This window comes from Bacteroidales bacterium (assembly GCA_016707785.1).
In the GTDB taxonomy this organism is placed as follows: Bacteria; Bacteroidota; Bacteroidia; order Bacteroidales; family UBA4417; genus UBA4417.
The window spans coordinates 66,497-79,523 of sequence record JADJGZ010000019.1 but is presented as its reverse complement, the minus strand read 5'-3'; the positions used below and the strand labels follow the sequence as shown (position 1 = coordinate 79,523).

11 protein-coding genes are annotated in these 13,027 nt (G+C 42.4%); 6 read left to right on the top strand and 5 right to left on the bottom strand.

The window, feature by feature from the left end; all coding sequences use genetic code 11:
* Positions 1-141: 141 nt before the first annotated feature.
* From IPH84_12100 to IPH84_12080, 5 genes are all read right to left on the bottom strand, one after another.
* The gene (locus tag IPH84_12100) at positions 142-480 is read right to left on the bottom strand and encodes an Hpt domain-containing protein (GenBank protein MBK7173950.1); all 339 of its coding nucleotides are present in this window, start codon (positions 478-480) and stop codon (positions 142-144) included.
* Positions 481-547: 67 nt separating this feature from the next.
* On the bottom strand, positions 548-1,426 hold the full coding sequence (gene rfbD, locus IPH84_12095; protein MBK7173949.1) for a dTDP-4-dehydrorhamnose reductase: 879 nt from the start codon (positions 1,424-1,426) through the stop codon (positions 548-550).
* Between the two features lie 14 nt (positions 1,427-1,440).
* On the bottom strand, positions 1,441-2,379 hold the full coding sequence (locus IPH84_12090) for an SDR family oxidoreductase (protein ID MBK7173948.1): 939 nt from the start codon (positions 2,377-2,379) through the stop codon (positions 1,441-1,443).
* An 88-nt stretch (positions 2,380-2,467) separates the two neighbouring features.
* The gene (locus IPH84_12085; protein ID MBK7173947.1) at positions 2,468-3,793 is read right to left on the bottom strand and encodes a UDP-glucose/GDP-mannose dehydrogenase family protein; all 1,326 of its coding nucleotides are present in this window, start codon (positions 3,791-3,793) and stop codon (positions 2,468-2,470) included.
* Positions 3,794-4,211: 418 nt separating this feature from the next.
* Positions 4,212-4,310 carry a hypothetical protein gene (locus IPH84_12080; GenBank protein MBK7173946.1) on the bottom strand — a complete coding sequence of 33 codons (99 nt, stop codon included), beginning with the start codon at positions 4,308-4,310 and terminating at the stop codon, positions 4,212-4,214.
* 364 nt (positions 4,311-4,674) lie between these two features.
* On the opposite strand from IPH84_12080, the gene IPH84_12075 reads away from it, so the two are divergent.
* The 6 genes from IPH84_12075 to IPH84_12050 are packed head-to-tail and all read left to right on the top strand — an operon-like array spanning position 4,675 to position 12,764.
* Positions 4,675-5,061, top strand: a complete 387-nt coding sequence (locus tag IPH84_12075; protein ID MBK7173945.1) for a response regulator — start codon at positions 4,675-4,677, stop codon at positions 5,059-5,061.
* Positions 5,062-5,112: 51 nt separating this feature from the next.
* Positions 5,113-6,315: a sugar transferase gene (locus IPH84_12070; GenBank protein MBK7173944.1), complete on the top strand. Its 1,203-nt coding sequence runs from the start codon at positions 5,113-5,115 to the stop codon at positions 6,313-6,315.
* Positions 6,316-6,343: 28 nt separating this feature from the next.
* On the top strand, positions 6,344-7,117 hold the full coding sequence (locus IPH84_12065) for a TolC family protein (GenBank protein ID MBK7173943.1): 774 nt from the start codon (positions 6,344-6,346) through the stop codon (positions 7,115-7,117).
* On the top strand, positions 7,104-9,842 hold the full coding sequence (locus tag IPH84_12060) for a LysM peptidoglycan-binding domain-containing protein (protein ID MBK7173942.1): 2,739 nt from the start codon (positions 7,104-7,106) through the stop codon (positions 9,840-9,842). The genes IPH84_12065 and IPH84_12060 overlap by 14 nt, the downstream gene beginning before the upstream one ends.
* 12 nt (positions 9,843-9,854) lie before the next feature.
* Positions 9,855-11,228: a hypothetical protein gene (locus IPH84_12055; GenBank protein MBK7173941.1), complete on the top strand. Its 1,374-nt coding sequence runs from the start codon at positions 9,855-9,857 to the stop codon at positions 11,226-11,228.
* A gap of 39 nt (positions 11,229-11,267) precedes the next feature.
* A complete protein-coding gene (locus IPH84_12050; GenBank protein ID MBK7173940.1) occupies positions 11,268-12,764 on the top strand; it encodes an O-antigen ligase family protein in 1,497 nt (498 codons plus the stop codon).
* Positions 12,765-13,027 lie beyond the last annotated feature (263 nt).

Genomic DNA, 13,027 nt, shown 5'->3' with positions numbered 1-13,027 from the left:
ATTGTGAACTATTGTGTCTATTGTGTTTAAACTCATGTGCACACTTCATGAATTGAGTGGACTGAGAAAGAAGCTAAAACTGGAGATCCCCTCCTTGAGGTTAGAGGAAATTCAATCCTGGGTGAATGCCTGAGAAAATTGTTAAACGAATTCTGATCGCATCTCACTGAGCTCAACAGAGAACTCTGCACATCCTTTTTCGAGTGATTCAAACAATTCCTGCAGGCCTTCGCTGTCCTGCTCTTTTCCTTTGTACTCAAGCTTCCTGGCCATTTCTGCCAGTTCCTGCGACATATAGGCTACTTCCCCTTTCAGACTATGAGCATTATTGTCAATGCCATGAAAATCAATATCTTTTATATTCGTTTGCAGATTCGTTAACCGATCTTTGTATCCATCGAGAAATATATCTATGACTTGAAGTACGATTTCCTTATCAAAGTACTTCATGTTTTCCTTGAAAGCTTCCTTGTCAATCATATCAAAAAAATTGATGTTATTAGCGGCACTGAAATGGCTTCACCTCCTGTGTCCGGTTTCTATAAATCTATGAATGTGATGAGTCAGGATATCCCAGTCGAACGAGGCATTTCAACAGGCTATCTTCCCAGTAAGGGATATCAATTGAAAACCTGTTCCTGATTTTCTCCTTATTAAGAACTGAATAGCAGGGCCTTACTGCGGGAAGTGGGTAATCTTTGGTTTCAATAGGTGAAATCCGGCATGCAATCGCGGTGTGTCTTACGATAGCTACTGCAAAATCATACCAGCTGCATACCCCTTCATTGGAGTAATGAAAAATCTCAGTACCCTGGAGTTGATCCAGTGATGGGAGGATCTGCAGGATAGCCGCTGCTAGGTCATGGGCATAGGTAGGGGTGCCGGTCTGGTCATAAACCACATTCAGCTTCCCTCGTTCAGTGCCATATTTTATGATCGTTTTCACGAAGTTGTTCCCAAAGGCTGAATAAAGCCAGGAAGTTCTGATGATCAGGGCTTTGGAAGCATTTAACCGTATATTTTCTTCTCCTTCAAATTTACTTTGGGCATAAGCTGAAACAGGATTTGTGGGTGCATTTTCTGAAATAGGGCTCCATGTTTTGCCATCGAACACATAATCAGTTGAAATATGAATGAGGATGCAACCTGTTTTGTTGCATGCACCAGCCAGGATTCCCGGGGCTTTAGCATTGATCCTGAAGGCGGTCTCCCTGTCTGTTTCAGCTTTATCAACTGCCGTATATGCCGCACAATTTATCAGGAAGTCCGGTTTGGCATCGGCAAACATCTGAATTACAGCTGCTTCATCAGTAATATCAAGTTCTTCCACATCGGTAAACAGGAAATGATACTGAGGAAAGAGGGGAGCCATCTCCCTTATTTCATTGCCAAGCTGTCCTTTGGAACCGGTAACCAGTATATTCATCGAAGGTTAGGTTTTCAGATGATGGAATCGAAGTATTCAATGGTTTTGATCAGTCCTTGTTCAAGCGGGACTTTGGGTTCCCAGTCCAGTTCCTTTTTCGCCAGGCTGATATCCGGTCGGCGCTGGGTTGGATCATCGGGAGGTAAAGGCATACGCACAATTTTGGAAGAGGATTTCGTAAGCCGGATCACCATTTCGGCCAGTTGCAGAATGGTAAATTCTCCGGGGTTTCCAATATTTACGGGGCCGGTAAATTCTTCTCTTGACCCCATCATCCTGATCATTCCTTCCACCAGGTCGTCAACATACTGAAAACTGCGGGTTTGGCTGCCATCGCCATAAATAGTAATGTCGTTGCCTTTCAGTGCCTGCACGATGAAATTGGATACCACCCTTCCATCGTTGGGATGCATTCGGGGGCCATAAGTATTAAAAATGCGGATGATTTTGATCCTGACATTATTTTGCCGGTGGTAGTTCACAAATAAAGTTTCTGCGGCACGTTTGCCTTCGTCATAGCAGGCACGTTCCCCGATGGGGTTTACATTTCCCCAGTAGCTTTCTACCTGCGGATGCACATGGGGGTCACCATAAACCTCACTGGTAGAGGCTTGTAATATCTTTGAGCGGATCCGTTTAGCCAGTCCCAGCATATTAATGGCACCCATCACACTTGTTTTGATGGTCTTGATGGCATTATACTGGTAATGGATAGGGGAGGCCGGACAAGCCAGGTTGTAGATTTCATCCACTTCAATAAAAAAGGGCATCGTCACGTCATGCCTGATCAGTTCAAAATAAGGATGGTCAAGCAGGTGAACCACATTCTGCTTTTGCCCGGTGAAATAGTTGTCGAGACAAACAACCTCGTTGCCTTCATTCAGCAAACGTTCGCAAAGGTGTGAACCGACAAAGCCTGCACCTCCTGTTACCAATACTTTTTTCCTGATCATAATTTCGGAGTTGATTGAACAGTGAAAACCCGGCAGACACTAGGTTACTGCCAGGTTTTCACCAAATGGGTTGATATTTGATCTCTTATTATTTTTCAGTGTCGACACCAATGCAGAAGTAGGTAAAACCTTTTCTTTTCATTTCAGCTGCATCGTAGATGTTTCTTCCATCAAATACTAAAGGCTGTTTCAGCAGTTTCTTTATGATATTCAGATTGGGGAATTTAAATTCAGGCCATTCGGTCACCATCACCATGCAATCTGCATCAATGAGTGCTTCGTACTGGTCGTCGTTAAATTCGATGGTATCGCCAAGGATTCTTTTAGCTTCGTGCATGGCCACAGGATCATAGGCTTTAACATGTGCTCCTGCTTCGAGGAATTTCTCGATCAGGACAAGCGAAGGTGCTTCCCTCATGTCATCTGTCTGTGGTTTGAACGATAATCCCCACATTCCGATGGTTTTGCCTTTGATGTCGCCATTAAAGTATTTCATGACCTTGTTGAAGAGAACACTTTTCTGGTCATAGTTTACATCTTCCACAGCCCTCAGTACCCTAAGGTTATAATTATAATCAGCTGCAGTATGTATCAGGGCTTTCACGTCTTTTGGGAAACAGGATCCGCCATATCCGATACCCGGATAGATGAATTTATTCCCGATCCTGGAATCTGATCCGATCCCTCTGCGAACCATGTTGATATCAGCTCCCACGATTTCGCAGAGATTTGCGATATCGTTCATGAAGCTGATCTTGGTGGCCAGCATAGAGTTGGCGGCATATTTTGTCATTTCGGCGGATACGATATCCATGAAAATAACAGGATGTCCATTGAGTGTGAAAGGCTTATAAAGGCTCTTCATCAATTCTTCAGCTCTTTCTGATTCCAGTCCGACAACAATACGGTCAGGTTTCAGGAAGTCGTCGATAGCAGCACCTTCTTTAAGGAATTCAGGATTGGAAGCAACGTCAAAGTCGAGGGAAACGCCTCTTTTATCCAGTTCTTCCTGGATGGCTTGTTTCACTTTTTTAGCGGTACCAACAGGAACGGTGCTCTTGGTGACCACCAGCAGGTAATCCTTCATATTGCGGCCGCAATCCCTTGCAACACTGATCACATATTGAAGATCGGCACTACCGTCTTCGTCAGGGGGTGTTCCAACTGCGCTGAAAAGCACTTCTGTATCTTCCAGGGCTTCGGCTATACTGGTGGTGAAGTTTAGCCTTCCCTTCTTCATATTCCTGTGAACCATTTCTTCAAGGCCAGGTTCATAGATAGGAATGATACCGTTTTTCAGGTTTTCAATTTTTTTCTGGTCAATATCGACACAGATAACATCAATACCGACTTCGGCAAAGCAGGTTCCGGTTACCAGACCGACATATCCGCTTCCAACGATTGCTACTTTCATGGTTAAATTCTTTAACTTTTAACAAATATAGTTTTAGAGAGATGATCTTACAATTTTTTCTGCTTTTTTAGGCAAATTCCGTGATTCCGGATGATAATTCATTACAGTTCGATTGAAAGGTAATATGAGATTCCCGGCTATATATGCTGAAACAGAGATAAAAGCTATATTTTCTTAGAGAATAAGAAACTGTCAAAAATTATTGAGATGTAGTACAAGAAGAATTCAGAATTCAGAATCCAGAATCCAGAATGGCTTGACTAGAAGACTTTAATAATTTACTCACTTCTGCTAATTTTTCTTTGCATCCGGTTTTATCACCATATTTATAGAACTTCAGCCTCTATCAGATAGTACCTGAATTCTTCAAGAGATTCCTATTCCTGACGACAAGGCAGGCTTGTGCTATATTGAAAAATCACAACTTGTCATTCTTTCCATTCTTGTTGAATCCCTCTGAAATATTTGCAAAAAAAAATTTAATCGCTTTATGCAACTGAGATGTTAATCCAAAAATTTCAGTCTTTGGAAAACCACAACTATATTAATAGGTCAATAATACCAGCATAAGTGACTTCTACCACACAAATAAATCTACAAACTCCTTGCAGGTATATTCATATTCTGGATTCTTGAATTCTGGATTCTTGAATTCTTTCTTTCTATGGATGAATTCCTTTTTCCCCGGCAGTGGAAATTATTTAATGAAGTATAAACAGTCTGTAAGTTTTTCAGATTTTAACTGTTTTTGAATATTTTTTGCGATTTATACCCCTATTGATCAGGCTTTTTTCAAGATGTTCTATTACCAATTAGGACAATAGCAATAAATGAAATGGGAACAGACCCTATTTTATTGTGCCGGAATAATCCTTCAAGCTATGAGAAACACGATTCTGATCATTGATGACGAACAAAGTATCCGTCTATTACTGGAGAATTTTCTTTCGAAGAAATACACTATTGTTTGTAAAAGCGATGGCATACAAGCACTGGAATGGCTTGAAGGCAATCTTCCTGACCTGATTATCTGTGACCTGCAAATGCCCAATATGGATGGATACCTTTTCATTGAAAAAGTACGGGAGAGGGGATTTACAAAACATACACCGATTATCATGCTTTCGGGTGTTGAAAATAGTAAGGAAAGGATAAAATGTTACAGGCTTGGAGCACAGGATTTCCTGGCCAAGCCTTTCAATCCGGAAGAGTTAATGGAGTTGATCGGGAAGAATCTTCATCCCATTCATTATGCTGTAAAATGGTAACCCGGCAATGTGTTGACTATATTACACAAATAGCACCTGATTTCGATCTATATGGAAACGGCAATTAAAATTCTTTACCTTGGGAGTTCAATCCAGAGTCTTCGTGATCTCAAGGCTGATCCACGTATTTCGATCATTCATAAGGTCCATACGTTGGAAGCCTTCAATTACCTTCAGCAAAACCGACTGCCGGATGCTGTAATTTGCGATTCGGCTCTTTCAGGAGGTGATGGATTGGAATTTCATTCACTTTTGCGCAAAGAACCGGGATTTAACCGGATCCCATTTATCCTTGCAGCATTTGAATTCAAGGATGAATTATTCAGAAAGGCTTTTACCGATAGGGTAGACGACTTTTTTGTTTATCCCTTGCCTGAACCTGATCAATTTATCAGCAGGATTCAATTCCTGATTGATTTCCGTAAAAAGGCTATCCCTGAAAATCCTGTCAGGGAACATAAACATGTTGAATATGTTATGCCAACATCGAAAAGATTATTCGATATCCTGGTAGCTTCTTTTGCCCTTGTCTTTTTAATGCCCATCCTGCTTTTGGTTGTATTAGCTATCAGGCTCGAATCAAGAGGGAAAGTGTATTACACCTCCAAAAGAGTTGGCAGGGAACCTTTTGATTTTTATAAACTCCGTTCCATGCGCGTAGGTGCTGATTCTGAATTAAGCAAACTGGCGAAGGATAATAATCAATATGCCACTGCTTCCCAGCAGTCGGATATCAACTTCAATTTACCTTGTCCAAGGTGCACTAAATTACCTAATGGAGATCAGTGTTCACCCATTCTTCATATCGGTCCGCATAAGATTTGCGACTATTGGTATCATTTCCAGAAAAAGGAAGTGGCCAAGTCGAAGTCAGCATTCATCAAAATTGTGAATGACCCTCGAATTACCAAAGTTGGGAAAGTCATCAGGAATACCAGTATTGATGAGTTGCCACAGTTGATCAATGTCATTAAAGGTGATATGTCAATAGTAGGTAACCGGCCTCTCCCGGTATATGAAGCTGAACAACTTACCCAGGATGATATGTCGAAGAGGTTCCTGGCACCGGCAGGTATCACCGGTCTGTGGCAAGTAGAACTTCGTGGAAGAGGGGGTGTAATGTCAGAAGATGAACGTAAACGATTAGACAATGAATATGCAGATCACTTTGTAAATGGAAATTATTCTTTCTGGTATGATATAAAGCTGATACTTAGGACAGTGCCGGCATTGTTCCAGAAGGATACTGTTTAATCAGTACAAGAAATTCGTAAACCCAAACATGAAATTAAAGCTTTTTACAATATTGTTGGTAGGCCTGGCGGTAAGTTTTCAAATCAGATTGTACGCCCAGGAAAAGGATAAAAATACTACCCTGATTGAGGATTTCGATATTGAAATCCCTCCCTTAAGCGTTTTACTCGATTCAGCCTGTTTCACTGATCCCTTCCTCGCTTATCGCGACCTGGATGTGGAGATCATGAAAGGCAATCTCAAATCCGACAAAAGGTATTGGATGAGGAATCTTGGGGTTACTACCGATGCCAGGTATGGAACCTTCGACCATCTTACCTCTACCACAGAGTATGGGGAAACCCCAATTTATGTACTCCAGTCTTCTTCGGAAATTCGTTATGGTTTTGGTGCTTACCTGAAACTCCCTCTTATTGATGTAGTGAACAGGCGAAACACTATCAAAATCGGGCAAATGGAAGTGGAGAAAGCTGAAAAAATGTCACAGCTTCAAAGGGAACAGGTCCGGACACAAGTGATTAAAGGGTATAATGAACTCATTTTAAGATTAAGATTGTTTAAGATAAAGCTGAAGCAGCTTGAGACAGCCCAAATCAATATGCAGATGGCTGAAAAGGAATTCGTTAACGGGATTATTCCTGTTTCTGAGTATGCCAGGCTTACTGAAATAACCATCGGTACAGAACTGAACTTCGAAATTGCCAAAATGGATGTTCTTAATGCCAAGATGGCTCTTGAAGAAATAACCGGGATGGAATTTAAGGTTAACAAAAAAGCTCCGACAACCGATGAAAGTAATTGATCTGATCAGGCTGATACGGAAGCACTTCATGATTCTCATGATTACACCACTTGCATTGTCAGTGGCGGTGATTTACCTTACCCGGAAACCTTCCTTTACTTTTAGCTCCGAGACTACAATCTATACCGGTATCGCCAGTGGTGGTGGTATCGAAATGGACAAATCTTTCAGCTATTTTGCAAATAATACCGCCTTTGATAACCTGATCAATATTATCAAATCGCGTGAAACCCAGCAGGATGTTGCTATTCGGCTTCTGGCCCAGCACCTTATGCTCGATCATTACGATCCTAAATACATCTCCAAGAAGTCGTTCATAGCTTTGAAGAAGAGTACACCGGCATACATCTATAAACTGGTAGTTAAAAACGGGCATTCGCAAACTATAATGCCTTCTCAGGAAGTAGAACCGGAAGTAGAAGCAGAAGTGCATCAAACAGATACCACTGTTCTGCATGCTTCCTACCATGAGGTCAATCCCGGGGAAACCCTCTATTCACTGGCCAGCAGGTATGGCATTACCGTTGAAGAACTGAAAGAATTCAATGATCTCAGGGGAAATCAACTGGAAGTCGGACAGGTGCTCAGGGTATCTAAACGACATGGCGACCAGGCAGAAAACGATTCAACAACTGTTGTGGAACCTGAGGAGGAGGTTAGTCCTCTCCTGGCAAGGGATACCTTTTCAGTGAGTTCTTTAACTGCTGATAATGGATGGATTCAATTGCCTCCGCATATCAATAAGGCAGATTATGATCAGACCGTTAAAAACCTGATTGAATACGCTACCACCAGTGATACGAATTTCATTTTCAAACTGCTTAATTTCTCTCATCCGCACTATTCCATTAAAGCGATCTCTAAGATCACCCCCCTGCGTATAGGGAGTAGCGATCTTGTGAAAGTGAAATACCAGGCCGATGACCCCGGAATCTGTCAGCAGACCCTGTACTTTCTTACCGATGCCTGCATCAGGAATTACAAACTCCTGAAAGAAAACAGGTCAGACGCTGTAGTAAAATATTTTGAATACCAGGTGAAACAAGCACTTGGAAGGTTGAGTATGGCGGAAGATAAGCTGCTTAAATTCAACGAAGACAATAAGATTATCAACTACTATGAACAAAGTAAGGCCGTAGCCCAGGTGAAGGAGAATATTGAAGTGGATTACTACGACCAGCGGATCAGGCTTGCAGGTGCCGATGCAGCCATTAAAAGGATAGAAGAGAAAATGGGCTTGCAGCAGCAAATCCAGCTCAACAGTGCAGGAATCATCGAAAAGCGGAATGATCTGTCGAGGGTGAATGAGAGAATTGCAGCCATCGAATCTGTAAGTATTAAAGATCCCATAAATTCACAGGAACTTTCCAAATTAAAGAAAAGGGCTGAAACACTTAAGGAAGATATTCAACGCATTGTCGGGAACTTGTATGGATTGAATAATAGTCCGAATGGATTACCGATTGCCTCCCTGCTTGCCGATTGGATTAAAAATGTCCTCATCTATGAAGAGACTAAAGCAGGTCTGCTTGTTCTGAGTGAGCGAATTACAGAGTTTCAGAAGCAATATTCCATTTATGCGCCTGCAGGTGCCAACCTGAAACGCATCGAAAGGGAAATCAATGTTTCGGAGCAGGAGTTCCTCGAGTTATTGCATGGCTTGAACCTTGCGAAACTAAAGGATCAGGATGCCCAATTGTCATCGAACCTTAAGGCTGTTGACCCACCTTATTTCCCACTTACACCCGATCCAACCAAGCGCAAGATTCTCATCATTCTTGCCGGTATGCTCGGTTTCATCTTCGTATTTGCCATTATCCTCATAACAGAGTATTTCGACAATACCCTGAAAAACCCGAAGAAGGCTGAAAAAGCGATTAATCTTAAATATGCAGGGATGTTCCCCAAGATCTACCTGAAAACCCGGAAGATCAATTTCCCATTTGTCACAAACCGATTGCTTGAACTGATCATACAGCAGGTCACCCTGAGCAAACTGGAAAGCAACAGGCCGGAAACACCCCACACCATTCTTTTATACAGTCCGCTCAGCAACGAAGGGAAATCAGTACTGGCCAGAAACCTGGCATTCAAACTGAAGAAACAAGGGAAGAAAGTCCTGGTACTGAGTTTTTCAAGAGAGTCGTTACGTGAGAATGAAATGCAGCAGCTGGAGTACCCGGGAATAACACCTGAAAAATCCAGGTCAGGGTATGTTAAAACTAAAAGTCGTTTTTCAATTCTTGGCTTCCTGCTTGGCTATCCGGATACCCGGGTGGATTATGACAGTCCTTTCCTTAAGCCTGCTACTGATCTTCTTGATAGCGAAGAGTACTATGATTATGCAGTGAACCAGGAGTATTATTCTGTAGAAAGTTACCAGGATATCCTGCGGTATAATCATATCCATCTTTCCTTCCAACCTGATTTTGTAATCATTGAAATCCCGCCGATCATCTATTACCCATATCCTGTAGGGTTGGTTGCTTCAGTACATACACCTTTAATGGTGTGTCGTGCAAATCGTTCCTGGTCGCATGCTGACCGTGAAGCCCTTGAGAATATTATGAAATTCACCTCTATTGAACCCAGGTTCTTACTCAATGGGGTAGAATTTGAAGTGATAGAAACCGTAATGGGCGATCTTCCGAGAAAAAGGAGCAGGTTAAGAAGATTTCTTAAAAACATGGTTAGATTCCAGCTATTTTCGCGTTATCAACCATAGGATGCCCCTGATATGAAAGTCGCGATGAAGAAATTGTTGAAGGAACCGAACTTTCTGTCATTGGCAGGAAACCTTTCCTTTGCCTTTTTCGGATTTGCCGGATTTGCCTTGTTGGCACGAACCTTCCAGGCCTCCCTGTTTGGACAATGGGTACTTTATGTTTCTTCTGCCGCTTTCATCGAAATGTTCCGCTTTGGTATCACCAATACGGCTATTATCCGTTACCTGTCGGGAGTGGATGATACCCAGCGTAAGCAATACATCGGCTCCAATGGAGTAATCGGACTGGTTGCTACTATTGGGATTGCCATCATTATCTGGACTTGCCATCTGCTATTTTCCGGACCTATTGAAAAAGCCGGGTATGGTCTTTTTTTCAAATGGTATCCTATCCTGGCGTTTCTGAATTTGCCCTATAATACGGCCCTGGTGATCATGCAGGCAGACATGAAATTCGGGAAGATTTTATTCATCAAAATGTTGAATTCTGGAGGTTTTTTCCTTGTGATCCTGCTTAATTTTCTCTTTTTCGATTTCACACTTCAGCAGCTGATCTGGGCTCAAATCGGGATTATCCTGCTTACTTCCCTGGTCTGCATATTTAATGCCTGGGACGGACTGCGCTATATTGGAAAAGCCACGCGCCAATCCAATAAGGTATTGCTTGACTTCGGAAAGTACACCACTTTTACCCTCATCGGTACGAACCTTCTTCGCTCAGCCGATACCCTCATTATCAGTCTGAGCCCTATGGGTACAGCCGCAGTGGCTCTGTATAGCATCCCGATGAAATTGACAGAACTGCAGCAGATTCCGCTACGAAGCTTTGTGGCGACCGCTTTCCCGAAAATGTCGAAAGCCAGTATGCAGCATAAACTGGATGAAGTCAGAAGCCTGTTCTATACCTATTCCGGAGCCTTGACTTATCTTTTCATTGTAGGCAGCATCATTGCCTTTGTATTTGCTGAATATTTTGTAATGATCCTTGGTGGTTCCCAATATCTCCAGACGGATCCTCAAACAGGGGCCAATGCGGTTACCATTATGAGAATCTTGTGTATTTATGGTCTGATCTTACCCATCGACCGGATGACAGGTGTAGGATTGGACAGTATCAATAAGCCATCGGTCAATTTTATTAAGGTGATGGTGATGGTAATCACAAATGTAATCGGTGACCTGATCGCGATCTTCGTATTTCATTCACTTGAAGCCGTTGCAGTAGCATCTATCATTTTTACGATGGTAGGAGTGTGGGTTGGGTATTATTTCCTTGACAGGGAACTCAGTCTGAAACTAAGTCATACCTTTACCTATGGATTTGATTTCTACAAACTTATGTATGGCAGAATCAAGGAAACCTGGTTGCAATTCATGAAGGTGTAAGCCTATCGGAATTTTCATCGTAAATGCTACCTTTGTTTCATGGACGGTAACAAAAATCCATTTGAATCTTTTACAGGGGCAGATGTATTGCGCTCCCCGCGCAGTCTGAAGATTTATTTTGCCGTGGTAATCACCCTGGCCTGGGTGATAGCGAATAAAGGACTTGCAACAGGCGTTATTTTACTGGTTGTCCCTTTCTTGTTTTTCTACCTCTTCATGTTTTTCAGATACCCGCAACTGGGGCTTTATTCCGTTGTTTTCCTTGGATTTGTGCTGATGGGGCTTAACCGGTATGTGAAAGGAATACCCTATGGGACTATTATGGATGGAGTCCTGGTATTATCATATATCGCCTTGTTTTTCAACCGGTTTTATGATAAGATAGACTGGTCGCCGGCAAGGCGGGATATCACTGTTCTGTCAGCAATATGGGGTGGTTATGGACTGATGAGCTATTTCAATCCGGAGCTGCAGAGTAATGAAGCCTATTTTGCCAGTATGAGAGGGGTTTCCCTTTATATGATTTTCATGGTCCCTTTAGCATTGTTGCTTATTAATACCAATAAGCGACTGGATTATTTCCTTTACCTCTGGGGGGTGATGTCTATATTGGCATCAGCTAAAGGTCTCTGGCAGATATATGTGGGAGTTGACCGCTTTGAACAGGCCTGGCTGGATGCAGGTGCAGGGCTCAATCACCTTGTATTCGGTAAACTCCGGGTATTCTCCTTCCTGAATGATGCAGGTCAGTTTGGCGCCAACCAGGCATACACAGCTGTCGTTTTCTTTATACTACTTGGATCAACAAAGGAGCGAAAGAAAAAGATTTTCTATCTTATCGTTGCCGTATTAGGCTTATACGGGATGTTTCTCTCCGGAACCAGGGGAGCAATCACCGTTCCGTTTGCCGGGTTTTTCCTTTATTCCATACTTAGGAAAAAAGTGGCGATTACTACTGGTGTAATGATATTCCTGGGTATAGCCTATGTTTTCTTCAAATTCACCAGCATTGGCCAGAATGTGGATCAAATCCGGCGAATGCGGACAGCTTTTGACCCCAATGATGCATCCCTGCAATTGCGATTGTCGAACCAACGAAAACTCAAGACCTACCTTGCCACCCGTCCTTTTGGAGGCGGTATCGGCCATGCGGGATCCAAAGCCAGGCGATTTATGCCCTATTCATTCCTTTCAAATACCGCTACCGATAGCTGGTATGTTATGATCTGGGCTGAACAGGGGGTGATTGGACTGGTTTTGCACCTGTTCATCTTATTCTATATTGTTATAAAATCGTCCTACCTGATCATGGTAAGGATACGTGACCCAATACTCAGAACCAAATTAACAGCATTTGTCTGCGGGTTGCTGGGTATTATGGTGGCCTCATACGGAAATGCTGTTCTGGGGGCAATGCCGACAGGTATGTGCATCTATATCACTATGGCATTAATGACCAATCCTGATATCCTCAATCCTGCCTATGCAGAAGAGGTTCCGGCTACTGTTCCCGCTATCGAAGGGGGTCAGAAATAGGAACTTAACCTATAATGCCCGGTACGTCAATAGGGTATATATTCTACTCATTTTAATTAAAACAGGATACCCGGTAAATTTTAATTGTTGATTTATTCTGCCGGATTCCTGAAATCCTTTCATAATAGCCTGATTCCTTCGAATCAGGCTATTACATTTCCGCTTATAGTGAATTAATTAAATGACAATACAGATAAATGGAGGAAAAAGGGTCCGTTTATCTAGCCTTCAATATTCAACTCGGAAACAGTAGCTACTCACAT

What these genes read in the sequence shown, in the direction of transcription:
- IPH84_12065 (MBK7173943.1), top strand. Translation starts at nt 6,344, where the DNA reads ATGAAATTAAAGCTTTTTACAATATTGTTGGTAGGCCTGGCGGTAAGT.
- IPH84_12050 (MBK7173940.1), top strand. Translation starts at nt 11,268, where the DNA reads ATGGACGGTAACAAAAATCCATTTGAATCTTTTACAGGGGCAGATGTA.
- IPH84_12060 (MBK7173942.1), top strand. Translation starts at nt 7,104, where the DNA reads ATGAAAGTAATTGATCTGATCAGGCTGATACGGAAGCACTTCATGATT.
- IPH84_12085 (MBK7173947.1), bottom strand. Translation starts at nt 3,793, where the DNA reads ATGAAAGTAGCAATCGTTGGAAGCGGATATGTCGGTCTGGTAACCGGA.
- IPH84_12075 (MBK7173945.1), top strand. Translation starts at nt 4,675, where the DNA reads ATGAGAAACACGATTCTGATCATTGATGACGAACAAAGTATCCGTCTA.
- IPH84_12055 (MBK7173941.1), top strand. Translation starts at nt 9,855, where the DNA reads ATGAAAGTCGCGATGAAGAAATTGTTGAAGGAACCGAACTTTCTGTCA.
- IPH84_12100 (MBK7173950.1), bottom strand. Translation starts at nt 480, where the DNA reads ATGATTGACAAGGAAGCTTTCAAGGAAAACATGAAGTACTTTGATAAG.
- IPH84_12070 (MBK7173944.1), top strand. Translation starts at nt 5,113, where the DNA reads ATGGAAACGGCAATTAAAATTCTTTACCTTGGGAGTTCAATCCAGAGT.
- rfbD (MBK7173949.1), bottom strand. Translation starts at nt 1,426, where the DNA reads ATGAATATACTGGTTACCGGTTCCAAAGGACAGCTTGGCAATGAAATA.
- IPH84_12090 (MBK7173948.1), bottom strand. Translation starts at nt 2,379, where the DNA reads ATGATCAGGAAAAAAGTATTGGTAACAGGAGGTGCAGGCTTTGTCGGT.